This window comes from Variovorax sp. GW460-12-1-14-LB1, from assembly GCF_059423605.1.
On record NZ_JBWKYF010000065.1, the window covers coordinates 22343 to 39270 of the forward strand.

The window sequence follows — 16928 nt, forward strand, 5'->3', positions numbered from 1 at the left end:
CATGAACTACACGATTTCGAACGAACGAACCGTCACCTGGCAGGAGTTTGGCCATCTGATGGCGTCGGTCGGTTGGGGCAGCGGGTACGACGAAGCATCGTTCGAACGCTCCCATCGGGCCTACCCGCTCGTCATCCACGCACGTGCAGACAGCGGTGCGCTTCTCGGCTATGTTTCAGCCTTCAGCGACGGGGCATTCACGACGATGCTCGGTGAACTGGTTGTCCACCCGGACGCCCAGGGCTCGGGCATCGGCAGGGCGCTACTGAGCGCCGTGGAAGCGGAGTTTCCTGGTGTCCCTGTCTACGTGAAGGCGCTGGGCAATGCGAAGCGATTCTTCGAGGCATGCGGCTATCGCAGCCCGAGCGAAGAAATGACAGTGCTGTTCAAAAAGGCTCGTCCTCGCTCCGCGCAGGCTCTTTGATCAGTGCATGGCCCCGAAGCGAGAGAAACAACGAACGCCTCCTGATGATGAGTAACCCCGAAACGACTGCGTGGGTACGGGCGAACGCTGGACGCGTCATGCATGAGTGAAAAGCTGAACTTCGTAGGGGGTGCCATCGGCCTCCTGGTCCTGCTGGGCGGCACGGTTTTCTGGCTTCGACGCGACCTGAAGCGCCTGCGCAGCCTCAAGCGAGAGTTGCGGCTCGGCGCCCTGCTCACGCAGGCAGAACAGGACGAGCTGGCGTCGCTGCAGGGAAAGTACCCTTGGGCCTGACGACCGCCCTGGCCTTCACGAAGCACCTCGAACGGATCAGAACCTGATCCGCACCGAAGCCGCACTGCGATCGGCCTCGCCGTGAAACACGGCCTCGATGTTGTTGCCGTCCGGGTCCAGCACGAACGCCGCGTAGTACCCGGGGTGGTAGGCGCGTTCACCTGGCGGGCCGTTGTCCCGGCCTCCGTGCGCCAATGCGGCCTGGTAGAAGGCGTCCACCATGGCCCGGTCCTGCGCCTGGAATGCGATGTGGTGGCGCCCGGTCAGTTCGCCCTGCACTTCCTCGCTGCCAGGCGCGGAGACGAACAGCTCGTCGGCCCAGAAGTTGCGCGCGTCCGAGCCGCCCATCGGGATCTTCAGCGCTTCGAAGACGGCGCTGTAGAAGGCCTTGCTGGCCGCCAGATCGCGAACGACCAGTCCGATGTGGTCGATCAGGCGGCCGCGATGCAGTTCTTTTTGTGTACTCATGAAGCGCTCCTGTCAGTGGAGATCGGAGTGGCGGAATCTACCAAAGCCAACCTCGGATATCGAGCGACAGGGTTTGCATCTCAGGGCCGACCCAGCTTCAGCAATTTCTTCCATGCGGCCAGCGACGCGCCATGCGATGGCGGGCGCGCCTGCAGCCATGCCTGCGCCGATGCGTGCGGCGGGTAGTGGCTTTGCAGCGCCGGATTGGCACCTGCCGCCACCAGCAACCGCGCGATCTCAAGGTGGTTGCGCGCCACCGCGCGCATCAGGGCGTTGTCCGTCCAGAACCCCGCTGGCGGCAAGGCGCTTTCAGTGCCGGGCGCGGGTGCGAACGGCAACCGGCCGACAGGCTGCGTGGCCTGTGGCAACGTCGGCAAAGCCGCCTGCGGCGCGAGCGAAGCGTCGTTGCAAGGAGGCGGCAGCACATGGACAAGGCGAGGCAGCCCCGACGAGGTCTGCGGCTGCGGCACCAGTTCGCTGCGCAGCGGCGCGGGGGTCTGGTGGTTCACGTCGACGCCCAGGGCCAGCAAGGCGCGCACAGCCTCCACATTGCCGGCATCGACCGCCGACGCCAACGGCGTCATGCGTCCGCAAGCGACCGTCTCGAAGGCGCGGTAGGCGGCCAGGGCCTCCTGCGGTCTCTGCTGCAGGATCAGCAGATAGACCCGTGCCTCGGCCGGTGCTCCCGCTTCGAGGGACGGCCACTGCGGCGGGTCCATGGCCCGATGCAGCAGGCGGGCTGCCTGCAGATGCCCCTGCGTCGCCGCTGCACGCACGGCGCGCTCGGTCGCCGGCAGGCCCTGCGCCAGCAGCAGGCGAACGATCCCCGCATCGCCGCCCCCGGCCGCCGCATCGAGCGCGTTGTGCCCATCGGCATCGGCGCCCCTCACCGCGTCCGGCGACATGACCGCCAGGAGCTGCCGGACGCTTGCCAGGCTGCCCTTCTCAGCTGCCACCGCCAGCGCCGAAGCGCCCTGCGCATCGCGCACATCCGGCCGCGCGCCGGCGGCCAGCAACAGCCGCACACGCGTCGGGTCGTGCGCATGCTCGATCAGCGGCGGGTTCGAGCTCGCTGCGTTGGGGTCGGCACCGGCGGCCAGCAGCGCCTGGATGGCCCAGGTCGTGGGCGCAAAGAACAACGGAAGGCCGCCGTTGCGATCGGGCGTGTCGGGGTTCGCGCCCGCCTTCAGCAGCAGCGACAGGGTCTGGCGGAAGTCGATGGCGTGCGTGTCGCTGATACCGCCGGAGCCCGCGAACTTGGCTGCGCGCAGCAGCGCCGTCTCGCCGTCGTTGGCGTTGCGGTAGTTCACATCGGCATGGCGACGCAGCAGGAACTTCACCATCTGCGCGTTGCCCTGCTGCGCGGCCTTCATCAGCGGCGAGTCGCCCACGTTGAAACCGTAGCCCTGCACATCGTTGGCACCGAAGCCCTGCGCAAGAAACATCTCGACCTCGCGCAGGCGACCGCGCTCCACGGCATCGAAGAACGGGATCTGCGCTTGCGCGGACGTCGTGTCGCGAGCGGGTTCGGCCTCGGCTGGGTGCGCCGGCATGTGGAGCATGAGAGCTGATGCGAGGGCGATGCACCAATGAAAGGATGGGTTTCGTGTGAACACTGCGGTCAGGCCTCGCTGGCCTGTCGATCGATGCCCGCCACGAGGCCTTGCAGCCACAGGCGGTGATCGCTGAAGGTGCTCAGTCGCTCCTCGGCCTCTTCCCTCGCAGCCAGGTGCTGATCCAGATACCGGAACCCGACCCGCCGTGGGGCCTCGTGCAGAACGCCCTCGGGCACATCGTTTTCATACAGCACGTCGAACCGGGTCACCCAGAAGCCTTGCTCGGTCAACGCGATGCGCTCGAACGCGCGAGGGTCTTCCACGCTGAACTCGACGAACTCCGGGCCATCCGGATGTGCGCGCAGGCCCGTCACCCGGCTACTGCGATCCCACAGCGGAACCCATGGCGGCCCGTCGGGTGCGCGGGCGCCGTGGTACGCGAGGAACGGCGGCCCCAGGCAGACCGTGCGGAACACTTCATGGAGGCACTCGCCCATCGCCAATTGCACCAAGGGCGCGGACGCCCCGAGTCGCTGCAGTGTCGACATCCGCAAAGTCTCTGCAACCACGGTCATCCTGCGTCCTCCTTGATCTGCTGTCGGCCGATGTTAGCCATGCCCGCCCCCGGCCGAAGGCGACCTCATGAAAGGATCACGCATCACCAAACAGGTTACCCACCGCACTGGCATCGCACCCGCCTCAGGCGTAAGCTGACCACCACCCGGCCAGCCAAGGCCATGCCGCCAAGCGGCACCCGCTGCGCCGACCTGCTCGAAAGGACCCACCATGCTGTCCGATTCGTCTGTCACGACCATGCTTCCCGTGAAGGACATGGACCGCGCGCGTGCCTTCTACGAGGGCTGCCTGGGCCTGAAGGCGGGTGGCTTGCGGCCCGACGGCAAGTTCGTCTACACGGTGGGCGGCAGCACGCTCGCGCTGTTTCCCAAACCCGAGGGCACCAAGGCCGACCACACGGCGATCAGCTTCCAGGTGCCGGACATCGCCGCCAGCATCGACAAGCTCAAGCGCGCCGGCGTGGTGTTCGAGGACTACGACTTTCCCGACCTGAAGACGGTCGACCATGTCTGCGTGCTCGGTTCGGAAAAGGCAGCGTGGTTCAAGGACACGGAAGGCAACTTCCTGTGCATCCACGAGGACCTTGCGCCGACGTAGCTGGCTCGCCGTGAGCAGCTACGGCGCCAGAGATTGGCCGTCCGGCAACTTCCGTCCCGCAGCGCGACGCGTCGAGGCGAACACGCTGGTGCCCAGCCACCGCCACAGGTCTTGCGCGTCGCACCTCGCCCCATCGACACGGATCTCGCGCGACTGAAGCGCCTGCGCAGGCGTGCGATCGCCCGTCCACACTTCGGTCAAGGCGCGCACGGAGGCATCCACCACGAGCGTCAGCTCGCGCCCCGGGTCGTCGCGGCACAGATCGGCCACGCCGTCCTCCACCACGAGCCACCACGTGCGCTCGCGTGTTCGTGCGTCGCGAAGCTGGAAGTGGATGATCACGGGTCGGGGCGGGAACTCCTGGATGCACGCGAACCGGCGCATGTCCCACATGAGCAGGCCCGCATCCAGTTCATCGTCGCGCAGGCGGCTGCCGATCCACTGCGCACCCCAATGGCCCAGCGCCATGACGATGGGTCGAAGTTCCTCGCCGGCCTCCGTGAGGCTGTATTCCCACACCTTGCCGACGGTGCTGCGGCGCACGACACCGAACTCCTCGAGGCGATGAAGCCGCTGCGCCAGCAGGCTGGTGGACATTCGCGGGACGCCGCGATGCAGGTCGTTGAAGCGCTTGCTGCCGCACAGCAACTCGCGCACGACCAGCGGCGTCCATCGCTCGCACAACACCTCGGCCCCCCTGGCGACGGTGCAGAACTGACCGTAGGTGTTTTCCATCGCCTCGTCTCCAGAGCGGCAACGCTTCAGATTCTGGACTTGTTCGCCCGCCTGGTCACGCGCAAGCTGCCCCCGACTTCCTCACTCTTTTCGGAGACGACTCATGACGATCCAACTCACACGCATGGACGGCGGGACCGTGGACCTTTCGCCGGAGATCCTGCAGTCGTTCAAGGCCACGTTCAAAGGCCAGGTGCTGACCGCGGAGGACCCGGCCTACGAAGAGTCGCGCAAGGTCTGGAACGCGATGATCGACCGTCGCCCTGGCCTGGTGGCGCGCTGCACCGGCACGGTCGATGTCGTGCAGGCCGTCCGGTTCGCGCGCCAGCATGGGCTTCTGAGTTCCGTGCGCGGCGGCGGCCACAACATCGCAGGGCTTGCGGTCTGCGAGGGCGGCCTCATGATCGACATGTCGCTGCTCAGAGGCGTCTGGGTCGATCCGGCGCGTCGCACGGCGCGCGCGCAAGCGGGCTGCACGCTGGGCGACGTCGACCGCGAGACGCAGCTGCACGGGCTCGCCGCCGTGCTCGGTTTTGTGTCTGCCACCGGAATTGCAGGCCTCACCGTCGGCGGCGGATTCGGCTACCTCACGCGTCGCCACGGCTGGACCTGCGACAACGTGGTCTCGATGGAGGTCGTGACGGCCGGCGGCGAAGTCGTGCGTGCGTCTGCGGACGAGAACGAGGACCTGTTCTGGGCGCTGCGTGGTGGCAGCGGCAACTTCGGCATCGTCACCTCCTTCGAGTACCGACTCTTTCCCGTCGGCCCCGAAATCCTGGGCGGTGCGATCGCATGGAGCGGCGACGACGCCCGGCAGGTTCTCGACGCCTACCGTGCGTTCAGCGCAGAGGCCCCGCGCGAACTGACCAGCGTGGCCGTTCTGCGGATCGCGCCGCCGGCCCCCTGGCTCCCGAAGGAGGTGCACGGCAAGCCGATCGTGGCCATCTTCGTCTGCTACACCGGCAAGGTCGAAGAGGGAGAAGCATTGATCGCACCGCTGCGCAGGCTTGGCCAGCCGGTGGCCGACATCGTGACGCGCCGGCCCTACACGCAGATGCAGAGCCTGCTCGACGCCACGCAGCCCAAGGGACGGCGCTACTACTGGAAGTCGCACTACCTGCCAGGCATCGATCAGCGGACCATCGACCTCGCCGTGACGCATGCGGGCCGGATTCAGTCGCCCCATTCGGCCATCCTCCTGTTCCAGATCCAGGGTGCGCTGGGCGAGCTGCCTGCCGGGCATTCGCCGGCGGGCAACCGGGACGCGGCCTATGTGCTGAACATCGCGGGCTCCTGGGAGCAGCCGGGCGACGACGACATCCACATCCAGTGGGCGCGGGACTGCTTCGAAGCGACGCGCGCCTGCTCGACAGGCGGGGCCTACATCAACTTCCTGACGGAGGAAGAGGGCCAGGACCGCATCGAAGCCGCATACGGCCGGGCCAACCTGGACAAACTCGCGGCGCTCAAGCGCAGATACGACCCCGAGAACTTCTTCCGTCACACAAAGAGCGTCTCCGGCTGAACCGATCGTCGGCGACTTATTGACGGCCCTTCAAAGGTGCATTCAGCGCGGGCGCCCGGTGACCTAGTCCCACGCAGGAAGCTGCAGCAAGGCATCCGTGGGACGGTCCAGGATGTCGACGCCAGCGAAAGCGGTCCCGCCCGGCAAGAGCCGGGCGTCGCAAATGACTTCCCAGCCGTGGTTTTCAGTGCGCCGGGCCAGGCACACCTCCTCGCCGGCCGCAAGGAGCTTGACGCATTCGCCGACGCTGACGCGCTGTGCCGTGCCAAGAGAAAACTCCGTCGAACCGAACTCCTTCTCCACGACCGGGTGAATGGCGACGAGGTCCACCTTTCCGTCCTTGAAGTGAACAGCGGTAATTGCGTGCTGGGCCATCTTCGACCTCCATTCGTGCAGAGAGAGCCCCGACAGGCCCACGCTTCGACTGTACGCCCGCAGCGACAAGGTCTGCGTCGTCATGGCGAAAAGCCGATGCCGGCAAAGGGGGCGACTGGCTCGCCAGCCGGCGCTACAAGCTGCGGGCGATCTGCTCGCGCAGCCACCGATGCCCCGGGTCGCGATGCCGGCGCTCGTGCCACAGCATCGCCATCTCGTAGCCCGGCACCTCCAGCGGCGCCTCCACCACGCGCAGCCCCGGCGCGCCGCGCGCCAGGCGCTCGGGCAGCATGGCGACCATGTCGGTGCTGGCCAGCACGGACATCATGAAAAGGAAGTGCGGCACCGACAGCGCCACGCGCCGCGTGAGGCCCTGCGCCGCCAGCGCCTCGTCGGTCGGCCCGGCAAAGCCGCCGCCGCTGAGCGACACCACCACATGCTCCAGCGCGCAGAACTGCGCCAGCGTGGGGCGGCGCTTCAGGCGCGGGTGCCCTGCCCGCCCGGCCAGCACGTAGCGCTCGTGGAACAGCACGCGCCGGTGCAGGCCGGGCGGCGCGCCCACGCTGGTGTGAAAGAACAGGTCGATCTCCGCCTGCTCGAGCTGGCGCGCCATGCGCGTAGGCACGGCCTCGACCACGGCCAGCCGGGTGTGGGGCGCCGCCGCGCGCAGGCCGGCCAGCGCGGGCAGCAGGATGGCCGACTCGGCGTAGTCGGCCGCGGCCACGCGCCAGGTGGTGGTCGCCTTGGCCGGGTCGAAGGGCTGGCTGGGCGCCACCGCGCGGCCCAGCGATGCGAGGGCTTCGCGCAGCGGCTCGCGCAGTTCGTCGGCGCGTGCGGTGGGCCGCATGCCGCGCTGCGCGGGCACGAGCAGCGGGTCGTCGAAGAGCTCGCGCAGCTTGGCGAGCTGCACGCTCACCGAGGGCTGCGAAAGGTTCAGGCGCTCGGCCGCGCGGGTCACGTTGCGCTCGGCCAGCAAGGTGTCGAGCGTGACCAGCAGGTTGAGGTCGATGCGGCTGAAATTGTTCATGGCGATACCTGGCATTCAAACTATTCATTTCCAATATAGCTTGGCAATCCCTAACCTGAGGGCGTCTTCACTCGAACCCTTTGACACCGTGAACATCCTGCTGGTTATTGCCCATCCCGAAGCCGCCTCGCTGAACGGCTCGCTCCATCGCTTCATGGTCGAACGCCTCACGAGCGCCGGCCATTCCGTGCGCGTGTCCGACCTGTACGCGATGCGCTGGAAGCCCGCGCTCGACGCCGACGACTTTCCCGCGCGCGACACCGCCGCGCCCTTCGACCCCGTGCTCGACTCGCTGCGCGCCTTCGAAGGCGGCACGCAGACCGCCGACATCGCCGCCGAGCAGGAGAAGCTGCTGTGGGCCGACGCGGTGATCCTGCAGTTCCCGCTGTGGTGGTACTCGATGCCCGCCATCCTCAAGGGCTGGATCGAGCGCATCTACGCCTACGGCTTTGCCTACGGCGTGGGCGAACATTCCGATACACACTGGGGCGACCGCTTCGGCGAAGGCACGCTGGCCGGCAAGCGCGCGATGCTGGTGGTAACCACCGGCGGCTGGGCCTCGCACTACGCCCCGCGCGGCATCAACGGGCCGATGGACGACCTGCTGTTTCCCATCCACCACGGCATCCTCTACTACCCGGGCTTCGACGTGCTGCCGCCCTTCGTGGTGCACCGCACGGGCAAGGTCGATGCCGCAGCCTATGCGCGCATCACCGGCGAGCTGGGCGAGCGGCTCGACACGCTGTGGACCACCGACCCGATTGCGTTCCGCCGGCAGAACGGCGGCGACTACGAAATTCCGGCGCTCACGCTGCGCGAACACATCGCGCCGGGCCGCGCGGGCTTCGGTGTGCACCGCAAAAACAGCGAATCTGAAACTTTGGTTTTCGAGCCCGGCCGCCTTTAACCACGCCGGGAGCAGGTGGATTCGCGGGAGACTTCAAATCGTCGCGACAACGCAGCAAGATGCGCATCCGCCGATTCGTCCGAAGGAGCTTGTCCATGTTCGCCACGCCAGAACGCACCGTCAAGATTCCGGGCCCCGACCATGCGATCACCATCACGCCGAATCCGTTGCGCGTGGTGGTGTCGGTGGGAGGCCATGTCATTGCCAGCTCGCGCGAGGCGCTGACCTTGCGCGAATCGCATTTCGGCACGGTGCATTACCTTCCGCGCAAAGACGTGCGCATGTCGCTGCTGGAGCGCACCACGCATGCGACCTACTGCCCGTACAAGGGCGAGTGCGCCTACTACAGCATTCCAGCCGGCGGCGAACGCTCGGTGAATGCCGTGTGGACCTACGAGTCACCCTATGAATCGGTCGCGCCGATCAAGGACTACGTGGCCTTCTATCCGGACCGCGTGGGCACGATCGAAGAACGCTGCTTCTGACGACCGCCCCACTCCGTTCGTGAAAAAACCGGCCCTTGCTTTCGCAAGGCCGGTTTTTCTTTCCCTGGCCCGTCGACACCCGCCCCGTGGGGCCGAGTGCGCGTGCCTGCCTGTCAGACCGATCGATTACAGCGGCAGTGCCTCGCCGCGTGCGGCGGCACGGGCTTCGGCGCGCACGCTGGCGCGGTCCAGGCCGCTGGCCAGCACCGGGGCCATGCGGGAGGTCACGGCCTCGCTGTAGGGGTTCTCGCTGCGAGCGGCCACCACGGCCTGGGCGCGCACGGCGTCGCGGCTCACGGTCGACACGAACACCTGGGCGGGGCCTGCCTCGGCGCCGGTGGCATAGGGGTCGGCGCTGTGCGCGGCCACGACGGCTTGTGCGGCGACATCGGCGCGGCTGGCGGCCGAGGTCAGGCGATGCACGCCTTCGTAGGTTTCAGCGTGGGCGGCACCGGCGACGGCCATCAGGGCAACAGCAACGGCGGAGAGGATCTTCGAGGCGTTCATGGCGGTTTCCTTCTTCAATTCAGTTCAGTAGTACAAGTGTTTGCTTGGATGGTTTGAACCGGTCTTGGGTGGGTCACCGTCCCTCTTCTTGAAGGGCGGCCAACTCGCTCGGGGCCTGTTCATCCGGACCGGCTTTGGGGGCCGGTCCGTGAGATGAATTGTGCGGCGGGATCTAGGTAAAAACCCGCAGCAAAAAGAACCACGGCGTTCCCGAAAAGGAAACAATGCGGCGCGCCGGCGCCGCCATCAGCCCCAGGTCAGCGGGTCGAGCCGAAGATAGAACTCGAGCCGGCCGTCGTCGGGCGCGTCGATGCCCAACTGGGCGAACAGCAAGGCATGCGCGGTGCGCGCGTCCGCCGCATCGCGCCAGCTCTCGCGCGCATTGCCCAGCAGCAGCGACAGGTCGACATACCGGTCCGCCGTGCCGAGCCGCCCCACGTCGATGAGGCCCGTGCATTGCAGCGTCTGCGGATCGACCAGGAAGTTCGGCAGGCAGGCATCGCCGTGGCACACGACGCGGTCTTGCGCTTCCTGCGCGAGCCGGTGCGGCAGGTCGGCTTGCAACCGCGCCAGCAGCAACGGCGGCGGCACGTCCTGCTGGTCGGGGTCGAGGAACTCCGGGTTCACCGCGCCGCGTGCGACGACATCGGCCGCGCGGTCGAACATGGCTGACAGCGGGCGCGCAAACGGGCATTCGCCCGCCGGGATCTCGTGCAGCGCGCGCAGGCGCCGCGCCATCGACGGCCAGGCACGCAGCAGCTCGGCCGCCGGCAGGTCGCTGGCCGGCACGCCCGGCACCGCGGCCGTGACCAGGCAGGCGCCTTCGGGCGTCACGCGCCAGTCGAGCACGCGCGCGGAGCCGACGCCGTACGGCGCGAGCCATCCGGTGCGACGACGCTCTTCGTCGAGCTGCACGGCGCCCGCACCGAGCGACACTTTCGCGAAGGCCGCACCGTCGCTGCGGCGGAACACCGCATCGCCCGACTCGCCCTCGCTGGCTGGCGCCCACGTCGTGCCGGCGGGCAGCCGGGGCAGCAGCTGTTCGACCGTGCCCATGCCTCAGTGCCCCACCGACTTCGAGAACACGTTGACCACCACCACGCCCGCGATGATCAGCCCCAGCCCGACGATGGCCGGTGTATCGAGCGTCTGGCCGAACCAGAGCCAGCTCACCACCGAGATCAGCACGATGCCCACGCCCGACCAGATCGCATAGGCGATGCCGGTGGGCAGCACGCGCAGCGCGAGCGAGAGAAAGTAGAACGACACCGCGTAGCCCACCACCGTGGCCACGCTGGGCCAGAGCTGGGTGAAGCTGTCCGAGGCCTTGAGGAAGCTGGTCGCGAGCACTTCGACGACGATCGCGACAGCGAGGTATGCATAGGTCAGGGTCATCGCCGGACTCTAAACGCGCGCAGTCCGTGCGGCCTCGGTGGCCTTGCGCGATCCGGGGCCGAAGGCGCGTGCGTTTGACGCTCTCTCGAAGCTGTGCGCACAGCACCGGAAGCTTCAGGGCGGCAGCAACAACGGTCCGCAGTTGGTATCGGTGACGAACACCGCCATCAACTTCGCGGGCTTCACCGGGTCGGGGTTCTCCGCGAACATGTGCAGCGTGTTCGGCGGCTCGAAGAAGGTCTCGCCGCTCTTGAAAGTGCCCACGGGGCCGCCGCCCAGTTGTGAGCGGATGGTGCCTTCGACAATGATCGCGGTCACCGAGCCCGGGTGCCGGTGCGCGGGCGAATAGGCCAGCGGCGGAAAGTCGACCAGCACCGTCGTCACCGACTTGCCGGGCACATGCGGCAGCGCCTCACACGACAGCACCTTGACCTGCGTCGCCGGCCGCGCCGTCGCCTCCGAACCGGCCGGCACCGGTGCAGAAGCGAACATCGGCCGCGCCACCGAGCTGCATACGTCGGCGAACCACTGCACGGCCTCCTGCTGGCCGGTGCGCGGCATCAGCGCCCAGCCGGCGGCGAGCACCAGCGACAGCCCTGCAAGACCCGCGCCGATCGACGGCGTGCCATGCCAGCGTGCGGCCTTCATGACGCGACCTCCTGCGACGACCGCAGTGCCGCATGCCACCCCAGTTCGCGCCTTGCCTTCTCGCTGCTGACCTCGGCGCTGTCTTCCGCGATGTTGAAGATGCCGCCGCGCGCATGCCGCATCGCGAGCAGCGCCGCCCAGGCCGCGGCCTCGACATGCACCGGGCTCGCGCCCTTCGGTGCCGCGTTCGATGTGCCCGGCCCATGCAACTGCCCATAGCGCAGCACCGTGCCCGTGAGGCCGACGGCACCCAGCACGCTGCGCTCCAGCGCCGCCACGCCGTCGATGCTGATGCGGCGACCGCCTTCGGCCCCGAGGTCGAGCGGGTCGCCCTCGGTGTGCGGCGTCGGCCCGGGCGCATAGGCCCAGGCGATGCTCTGCGCAATCAACTGCGTCGCACCGGCCGCCAGCGCCGCCGCGACGAGGTTCCGCGTGCCCTCGATGCGCACGCGCGCGTTGCGCACCACCGCCTCGGCCATCAGCACCGGGTCCAGGTCCCGGGGCAGATCGGTGAGCTGATGGATGACGACCGTGGGCGCGATGCGCACCAGCGCGTCGCGCAAGGCCTGCGCGTCGAACACATCGACGACGACCGACGTCGCACCGCGTGCCTCCAGCATCGCCGCGCGATCGGCCCGGCGGGTGCCGCCATGCACCGTGTGGCCGGCCTCGACCAGCAGCGGGATCAGCGCCGAGCCCACGGCCCCGGTCGCGCCCGCCACGAATACCTTCTCGCCCATTGCGTGTCCTTCTTTCCTGCTGGCTGTTCGAAGCCACGAGCTTAGGATCGCGATGCACCAGACGAAAGAACCAAGAATCGTCAAAATGACCAGGCCATGATCGAACCGCCAGACAACGCCCTCCCCGGCATCGACCGCTCGACCGCGACCCCGCTGCATCGCCAGGTCTACGAGCGCTTTCGCAACGCGATCGAGCACGGCGTGCTTCGCCCCGGCGACCGCGTGGCCTCGGCGCGCAGCCTGGCCAGCGAGCTGGGCGTGGCGCGCGGCACGGTGGAAGCGGCCTACAGCCAGCTCGCAGGCGAAGGTTATTTCTGCGCGCAGGGACAGGCGGGCACGGTGGTGTCGCCGTCACTGCCGGTGCAGCGGCCGGTGCGCGCCGGTTCGCGCCCCGTCGCGGATGCGCCCGCACTGGCCGGCCCCGCCGCCCCGCCACCGCTGCAGCTCGGCATCCCGGCACTCGACGCCTTTCCTCGCAAGCTCTGGGCACGGCTGATGGCCCGCCGTGCGCGCGCCATGGGTGCGGCCGACCTGTTCTACGGCGACCCCGCAGGCCATGCGCCGCTGCGCGAGGCCATCGCGGCCTACCTGCGGGTGTCGCGCGGCGTGGCCTGCCAGCCGGCGCAGATCTTCGTCACCGGCGGCTACCGCGCGTCGCTGGCGCTGGTGGCGCGCACGCTGCTCGCCCGGGACGACCGCGTGTGGATCGAAGACCCCGGGTATGCGCCCACGCGCGACGTGCTGCACAGCGCCGGCCACCGCGTGGTGCCCGTGCCGGTGGACGACGAAGGCCTGGTGGTCGCGCGCGGCGTGCGCCGCTCGCCGAAGGCGCGCATGGCGGTCGTCACGCCCTCGCACCAGGCGCCGCTGGGCGTGTCGATGTCGCTGGCGCGCCGGCTGCAGCTGCTCGACTGGGCCTCGCGTGCGAAGGCCTGGATCGTCGAGGACGACTACGACGGCGAGTACCGCTACGCCGGCGCGCCGCTGCCCGCGCTCAAGAGCCTCGACGGGCACGACCGCGTGCTGTACGCGGGCAGCTTCTCGAAAGTGCTCTACCCGGGCCTCGCGCTGGGCTACCTGGTGGTGCCCGAATCGCTGCGCGAACGCTTCGAGGACGCGGCGCGCATCGCGTCCAACGGCTGCCCGCAGATCACGCAGGCCACGGTGGCCGACTTCATGCGCGACGGCCACTTCTCGCGCCACCTGAAGAAGATGCGCCTGCTCTACGCGCGTCGCCGCGCCCTGCTGGTCGAGGCCTTGCACAAGGCCTTCGGCGACGGCGTGCGCATCGACCTGCAGGCCGGCGGCATGCACCTGATCGCGCGCTTCGAAGGGCACCGCGACAGCGACGTGGTGCTGGCCCGCCGCGCGCAGGCGGCCGGCCTGAACTGCCAGCCACTGTCGGCCCGGGGCACCACGGCCGTTGAAGGCCAGGGGCTGCTGATGGGTTTCACCAACGTCGCCTCGCCCACCCAGGCGCGCCAGCTCGCGACCCGGCTGCGCGTGGCGCTGGGCTGAAGCTCAGGCGCGCAGATCGACTTCGGGCCGCATCGACGACGCGCCGTTCCAGCGCACCTCGAAGCCCGCGCCGCGGAACTGGCCGACCACCAGTTCGCCGACGCGCCGCATGTCGGCATCGCCGCCTTCGGGCGCACCCCAGAACGCGAGCGAGAGCTGGCTGGTGCGCTTGGCGCGGTTCTGGTCCTGCCGCGTGTAGAAGCAGAAGCCGTGCACGCCGGCCTTCTTGCCGCCGCGTTCGCGGAACGCTTCGGAGCAATCGGAGAAGCCGTCGGACTGCGTGTCGCCCGCATCCTGCAGCGCGACCAGGCCCGCATGCGTCAGCGCGGCGAACACGTCGGCGATGCGTGCCTCGGCGGCGCGCCACTGCGCGGCGCTCATCTTCACCGGGTCGGGCTCGGGCGGCGGCGGCTCGGGCAGCGCGTGGCCGGTGATGCGCGACAGCAGCTGCGCGACCTCTTCCTCCATCGCGTTCTCCGTGATGTGGTTGCCGTGGCTGTCGCGCACGTCGGGGTTCGCGCCCGCGTCGATGAGCAGTTGCACCGGCTCTGTGGTCGGCGAGAACTCGGCCGCGAGGTACAGCGCGGTGCGGCCGCCGGTGCCGGTGTATTCGAGCGGGCTGCCGGCCTCGAGCAGCAGTTGCAGCACGGCGAGGATCGGTACGAGCTCGGCTTCGTTCGTACCCGCCGCGGCACATTGCAATGCGGTGAAGCCCTGCTTGTTCACGGCGGCCAGGTCGGCCCCGGCCGCGATGCAGGCGCGCACCGTGTCGACATCGGCTTCGCCCGCCGCGTCGAAGATCTTCTTCGGATTCATGGCATCTCCCTGTTGGTTTTTGGATTCTGCCGCAGGCGCCTTGCACTTCACAGACCGCGCGAACCTCGCTACATTCGACGCCTCGATCAACAAACCGGACTGGAGGTGCGCGATGGAAGACACTGCTATTCACTCTCCCTCCCACGTACGGTTCGTCGGGTCGCATCCGAACTGCTGCTGAAGCGCTCCCCGCGCACCCGGTGCCGCTGAAGGCACCACCAGCCAGCCCGTTCGACCCTCGCGGTGTCCTGCCGCGACACGCCGCCGATTCAGACAACGCCACGCCGGCACACGAGTGCCGCGCGCGGTCCGTTCCCTTTTCGAATCAAGGCTCACCATGCTTGAAACCCGTGCCGCCGATGCGCGGCAGTTCACGACTTCTTCTTTCGATCCGCAGCGGGCGTCCGCTGAAGAATGGGCGCAGGCGCTGGCCTACTGGCGCCAGCGCCACGACGAAGACTTTCCGGGCGAGCCGCAGCCCGATGACGCCCACACCCAGCAGGACGTGCGCCAGCACACGCCGCTGCACGTGGTGCACCGCGCCTTCGCGCGGGACGCACAGGGGCGCATCGTCGGCAGCCTCAACATGGGCGTGCGCCGCGAAGGCTCGCCCGACTATGCGACCTTCGCGCCTTTCATCGACGTGTGGGGCGGCGTGCTGCGATCGCACCAACGCCAGGGCGTGGCCAGCACCTTGCTGCACCGGCTTCTGGCGCTGATGGAGACGCGCGCCCCCACCACCGCGACCTTCAAGGCCCACTTGCCGGAAGGCCGGGCGTTCCTCGCGGCCATCGGTGCGACCGAAAAGCACCGCAGCATCGAGAACCGCATGGCCTTCGACAGCCTCGACTGGGCGGCGCTCGCACGCTGGCGCGCCGACGCCCTCGCGCCCACGCACGGGCTGCGCCTGGAGATCCACGCGGGCCGCGTGCCCTTCGATCGGCTGGCCACGCTGATGGCGCCGCTGTCCGCGCTGCTCGAAGACGCGCCCACCAGCGCGCTGGAACGCGCGCCCCTGCGCTTCGAGCTGGAAGGCTTCCACGCCTGGTACGCCGAAATCGACCGGCGCGGCGGCGAGCACTTTCTCGTGCTGCTGCGCGATGCCAACGACGAGGTGGCCGCCGTGTGCGACGCCAGCTGGAACCAGCTGTACCCCGACCGCATGTTCCAGCGTCTCACCGGGGTTGCCCGCCATTGGCGCGGCAAGGGACTGGCCAAGGGCGTGAAGGCGATCATGTTGCAGCTCGTGCGCGAGCGGCATCCCGAGGTGGCGATCGCCGTCACGCAGAACGCGGAGGTCAATGCGCCCATGCTCGCCATCAACCGCCAGCTGGGCTTTGCCCCGCACAGGCATGATGGCGCCTACCAGATCGGCACGGAAAGCCTGAGGGCCTTCCTCTCGACCCGCCCCCTGGCTGTGCCGGAGGCGCGCGCATGAAGACACCCCCCAGACTGCAATCCCTCGTCGACGAAGGGCTGATCGACAGCGTCGTGCGCCAGCTCATGAGCGGCAAGGAAGCCATGGTCTACGTCGTGCGCTGCGGCGAAGAAACGCGCTGCGCCAAGATCTACAAGGAAGCCGACAAGCGCAGCTTCCGCCAGGCCGTCGACTACACCGAGAACCGGCGCGTGAAGAACACCCGCGAGGCGCGCGCCATGGCCAAGGGCACGCGCTTCGGCCGCAAGGTGACCGAGGCCATCTGGCAAAGCGCCGAGGTCGATGCGCTCTACCGCCTGGCCGCGGCGGGCGTGCGCGTGCCCACGCCGCACAACTTCCTCGAAGGCGTGCTGCTCATGGACCTGGTGACCGACGCGAACGGCGACGCCGCCCCGCGCCTGAACGACGTGGCCTTCTCGCCCGACGACGCGCTGCGCCACCACGCGAGCCTGCTCAAGGAAGTGATGCGCATGCTCTGCGCGGGCATCGTGCACGGCGACCTGTCGGAGTTCAACGTGCTGCTGGCCGAAGACGGCCCGGTGATCATCGACCTGCCGCAGGCCGTGGACGCGGCCGGCAACAACCACGCCAAGCGCATGCTGCTGCGCGACGTGGAGAACCTGCGCAACTTCTTCGGGCAGTACGCGCCCGCGCTGCTGCAGACGCACTACGGCGACGAGATCTGGCAGTTCTACGAGCGCGGCCTGCTGCGGCCCGAGACCGAGCTCACGGGCACCTTCGTGCGCGAGACCGGCCCGGTCGACCTCAGCAACGTGCTGCGCGAAGTGGACGACGCACGGGCGGAAGAAGCGGCGCGCCAACTGCGGATGCAAGCGCCGCGACAATAGCGGGCTGACTCCGCCCGCCCCGATGACTTCCAACGCCCTGCCCCAGCGC

General features: G+C 68.6%; 21 protein-coding genes. 9 read left to right on the top strand and 12 right to left on the bottom strand.

The annotated features are described in order from the left end of the window. The first annotated feature begins 1 nt into the window (after position 1). Together AC07Y4_RS25595 and AC07Y4_RS25600 are read left to right on the top strand one after the other, a co-directional pair. Complete coding sequence (locus AC07Y4_RS25595; protein ID WP_495275289.1) at positions 2–424, top strand: GNAT family N-acetyltransferase; 423 nt, start codon at positions 2–4, stop codon at positions 422–424. A 102-nt stretch (positions 425–526) separates the two neighbouring features. Further along, positions 527–718 carry a hypothetical protein gene (locus tag AC07Y4_RS25600; RefSeq protein ID WP_495275290.1) on the top strand — a complete coding sequence of 64 codons (192 nt, stop codon included), beginning with the start codon at positions 527–529 and terminating at the stop codon, positions 716–718. A 36-nt stretch (positions 719–754) separates the two neighbouring features. On the opposite strand, the gene AC07Y4_RS25605 is transcribed toward AC07Y4_RS25600, so the two are convergent. The 3 genes from AC07Y4_RS25605 to AC07Y4_RS25615 form a co-directional block, all read right to left on the bottom strand. Further along, a complete protein-coding gene (locus AC07Y4_RS25605; protein WP_492696842.1) occupies positions 755–1186 on the bottom strand; it encodes a VOC family protein in 432 nt (143 codons plus the stop codon). 80 nt (positions 1187–1266) lie between these two features. Beyond that, positions 1267–2748 carry an ankyrin repeat domain-containing protein gene (locus AC07Y4_RS25610; protein WP_495275291.1) on the bottom strand — a complete coding sequence of 494 codons (1482 nt, stop codon included), beginning with the start codon at positions 2746–2748 and terminating at the stop codon, positions 1267–1269. Between the two features lie 59 nt (positions 2749–2807). After that, positions 2808–3317, bottom strand: a complete 510-nt coding sequence (locus AC07Y4_RS25615; RefSeq protein ID WP_495275292.1) for a hypothetical protein — start codon at positions 3315–3317, stop codon at positions 2808–2810. A gap of 211 nt (positions 3318–3528) precedes the next feature. On the opposite strand from AC07Y4_RS25615, the gene AC07Y4_RS25620 reads away from it, so the two are divergent. Next, a complete protein-coding gene (locus tag AC07Y4_RS25620) occupies positions 3529–3915 on the top strand; it encodes a VOC family protein (RefSeq protein WP_307693193.1) in 387 nt (128 codons plus the stop codon). Positions 3916–3933: 18 nt separating this feature from the next. Here the strand turns inward: AC07Y4_RS25620 and AC07Y4_RS25625 are convergent, their stop codons facing one another. Beyond that, positions 3934–4650 carry a winged helix-turn-helix transcriptional regulator gene (locus tag AC07Y4_RS25625; RefSeq protein ID WP_495275293.1) on the bottom strand — a complete coding sequence of 239 codons (717 nt, stop codon included), beginning with the start codon at positions 4648–4650 and terminating at the stop codon, positions 3934–3936. Between the two features lie 103 nt (positions 4651–4753). On the opposite strand from AC07Y4_RS25625, the gene AC07Y4_RS25630 reads away from it, so the two are divergent. Then, a complete protein-coding gene (locus tag AC07Y4_RS25630; RefSeq protein ID WP_495275294.1) occupies positions 4754–6175 on the top strand; it encodes an FAD-binding oxidoreductase in 1422 nt (473 codons plus the stop codon). 63 nt (positions 6176–6238) lie between these two features. Here the strand turns inward: AC07Y4_RS25630 and AC07Y4_RS25635 are convergent, their stop codons facing one another. Continuing rightward, a complete protein-coding gene (locus AC07Y4_RS25635; protein WP_495275295.1) occupies positions 6239–6634 on the bottom strand; it encodes a hypothetical protein in 396 nt (131 codons plus the stop codon). Between the two features lie 49 nt (positions 6635–6683). Then, positions 6684–7577 carry a LysR family transcriptional regulator gene (locus tag AC07Y4_RS25640; RefSeq protein WP_095947135.1) on the bottom strand — a complete coding sequence of 298 codons (894 nt, stop codon included), beginning with the start codon at positions 7575–7577 and terminating at the stop codon, positions 6684–6686. Positions 7578–7665: 88 nt separating this feature from the next. Between AC07Y4_RS25640 and AC07Y4_RS25645 the strand changes: the two genes are divergently transcribed. Continuing rightward, a complete protein-coding gene (locus AC07Y4_RS25645) occupies positions 7666–8484 on the top strand; it encodes an NAD(P)H-dependent oxidoreductase (RefSeq protein ID WP_495275296.1) in 819 nt (272 codons plus the stop codon). A 95-nt stretch (positions 8485–8579) separates the two neighbouring features. Further along, positions 8580–8969 carry a DUF427 domain-containing protein gene (locus AC07Y4_RS25650; RefSeq protein ID WP_062481469.1) on the top strand — a complete coding sequence of 130 codons (390 nt, stop codon included), beginning with the start codon at positions 8580–8582 and terminating at the stop codon, positions 8967–8969. 126 nt (positions 8970–9095) lie between these two features. Here the strand turns inward: AC07Y4_RS25650 and AC07Y4_RS25655 are convergent, their stop codons facing one another. The 5 genes from AC07Y4_RS25655 to AC07Y4_RS25675 all read right to left on the bottom strand — a co-directional run bounded on the left by AC07Y4_RS25655 (position 9096) and on the right by AC07Y4_RS25675 (position 12259). Further along, positions 9096–9476 carry a helicase SNF2 gene (locus AC07Y4_RS25655; protein ID WP_495275297.1) on the bottom strand — a complete coding sequence of 127 codons (381 nt, stop codon included), beginning with the start codon at positions 9474–9476 and terminating at the stop codon, positions 9096–9098. 246 nt (positions 9477–9722) lie between these two features. After that, positions 9723–10532 carry an APH(3'') family aminoglycoside O-phosphotransferase gene (locus AC07Y4_RS25660; protein ID WP_495275298.1) on the bottom strand — a complete coding sequence of 270 codons (810 nt, stop codon included), beginning with the start codon at positions 10530–10532 and terminating at the stop codon, positions 9723–9725. A gap of 3 nt (positions 10533–10535) precedes the next feature. After that, on the bottom strand, positions 10536–10871 hold the full coding sequence (locus tag AC07Y4_RS25665; protein WP_495275299.1) for an SMR family transporter: 336 nt from the start codon (positions 10869–10871) through the stop codon (positions 10536–10538). A gap of 114 nt (positions 10872–10985) precedes the next feature. After that, positions 10986–11519, bottom strand: a complete 534-nt coding sequence (locus tag AC07Y4_RS25670; protein WP_495275300.1) for a cupin domain-containing protein — start codon at positions 11517–11519, stop codon at positions 10986–10988. Then, positions 11516–12259, bottom strand: coding sequence for an NAD-dependent epimerase/dehydratase family protein (locus AC07Y4_RS25675; RefSeq protein ID WP_495275301.1), 744 nt, complete (start codon positions 12257–12259; stop codon positions 11516–11518). Before AC07Y4_RS25675 ends, AC07Y4_RS25670 begins: the two co-directional genes overlap by 4 nt. 96 nt (positions 12260–12355) lie before the next feature. Between AC07Y4_RS25675 and pdxR the strand changes: the two genes are divergently transcribed. Next, positions 12356–13777: a MocR-like pyridoxine biosynthesis transcription factor PdxR gene (gene pdxR / locus AC07Y4_RS25680; RefSeq protein ID WP_495275302.1), complete on the top strand. Its 1422-nt coding sequence runs from the start codon at positions 12356–12358 to the stop codon at positions 13775–13777. 3 nt (positions 13778–13780) lie between these two features. On the opposite strand, the gene AC07Y4_RS25685 is transcribed toward pdxR, so the two are convergent. Continuing rightward, positions 13781–14593: an ankyrin repeat domain-containing protein gene (locus AC07Y4_RS25685; RefSeq protein WP_495275303.1), complete on the bottom strand. Its 813-nt coding sequence runs from the start codon at positions 14591–14593 to the stop codon at positions 13781–13783. A gap of 337 nt (positions 14594–14930) precedes the next feature. Here AC07Y4_RS25685 and AC07Y4_RS25690 point away from each other — a divergent pair, with 337 nt between their 5' ends. Beyond that, a complete protein-coding gene (locus tag AC07Y4_RS25690; RefSeq protein WP_495275304.1) occupies positions 14931–16031 on the top strand; it encodes a GNAT family N-acetyltransferase in 1101 nt (366 codons plus the stop codon). Further along, positions 16028–16879 carry a PA4780 family RIO1-like protein kinase gene (locus tag AC07Y4_RS25695; protein ID WP_495275305.1) on the top strand — a complete coding sequence of 284 codons (852 nt, stop codon included), beginning with the start codon at positions 16028–16030 and terminating at the stop codon, positions 16877–16879. Before AC07Y4_RS25690 ends, AC07Y4_RS25695 begins: the two co-directional genes overlap by 4 nt. Positions 16880–16928: the final 49 nt, after the last annotated feature.

Coding starts and splice junctions, on each gene's coding strand:
- AC07Y4_RS25610 (WP_495275291.1), bottom strand. CDS start 2,748: ATGCTCCACATGCCGGCGCACCCAGCCGAGGCCGAACCCGCTCGCGAC.
- AC07Y4_RS25675 (WP_495275301.1), bottom strand. CDS start 12,259: ATGGGCGAGAAGGTATTCGTGGCGGGCGCGACCGGGGCCGTGGGCTCG.
- AC07Y4_RS25600 (WP_495275290.1), top strand. CDS start 527: ATGAGTGAAAAGCTGAACTTCGTAGGGGGTGCCATCGGCCTCCTGGTC.
- AC07Y4_RS25630 (WP_495275294.1), top strand. CDS start 4,754: ATGACGATCCAACTCACACGCATGGACGGCGGGACCGTGGACCTTTCG.
- AC07Y4_RS25695 (WP_495275305.1), top strand. CDS start 16,028: ATGAAGACACCCCCCAGACTGCAATCCCTCGTCGACGAAGGGCTGATC.
- AC07Y4_RS25605 (WP_492696842.1), bottom strand. CDS start 1,186: ATGAGTACACAAAAAGAACTGCATCGCGGCCGCCTGATCGACCACATC.
- AC07Y4_RS25595 (WP_495275289.1), top strand. CDS start 2: ATGAACTACACGATTTCGAACGAACGAACCGTCACCTGGCAGGAGTTT.
- AC07Y4_RS25690 (WP_495275304.1), top strand. CDS start 14,931: ATGCTTGAAACCCGTGCCGCCGATGCGCGGCAGTTCACGACTTCTTCT.
- pdxR (WP_495275302.1), top strand. CDS start 12,356: ATGATCGAACCGCCAGACAACGCCCTCCCCGGCATCGACCGCTCGACC.
- AC07Y4_RS25665 (WP_495275299.1), bottom strand. CDS start 10,871: ATGACCCTGACCTATGCATACCTCGCTGTCGCGATCGTCGTCGAAGTG.
- AC07Y4_RS25635 (WP_495275295.1), bottom strand. CDS start 6,634: ATGACGACGCAGACCTTGTCGCTGCGGGCGTACAGTCGAAGCGTGGGC.
- AC07Y4_RS25620 (WP_307693193.1), top strand. CDS start 3,529: ATGCTGTCCGATTCGTCTGTCACGACCATGCTTCCCGTGAAGGACATG.
- AC07Y4_RS25625 (WP_495275293.1), bottom strand. CDS start 4,650: ATGGAAAACACCTACGGTCAGTTCTGCACCGTCGCCAGGGGGGCCGAG.
- AC07Y4_RS25670 (WP_495275300.1), bottom strand. CDS start 11,519: ATGAAGGCCGCACGCTGGCATGGCACGCCGTCGATCGGCGCGGGTCTT.
- AC07Y4_RS25655 (WP_495275297.1), bottom strand. CDS start 9,476: ATGAACGCCTCGAAGATCCTCTCCGCCGTTGCTGTTGCCCTGATGGCC.
- AC07Y4_RS25640 (WP_095947135.1), bottom strand. CDS start 7,577: ATGAACAATTTCAGCCGCATCGACCTCAACCTGCTGGTCACGCTCGAC.
- AC07Y4_RS25685 (WP_495275303.1), bottom strand. CDS start 14,593: ATGAATCCGAAGAAGATCTTCGACGCGGCGGGCGAAGCCGATGTCGAC.
- AC07Y4_RS25660 (WP_495275298.1), bottom strand. CDS start 10,532: ATGGGCACGGTCGAACAGCTGCTGCCCCGGCTGCCCGCCGGCACGACG.
- AC07Y4_RS25650 (WP_062481469.1), top strand. CDS start 8,580: ATGTTCGCCACGCCAGAACGCACCGTCAAGATTCCGGGCCCCGACCAT.
- AC07Y4_RS25615 (WP_495275292.1), bottom strand. CDS start 3,317: ATGACCGTGGTTGCAGAGACTTTGCGGATGTCGACACTGCAGCGACTC.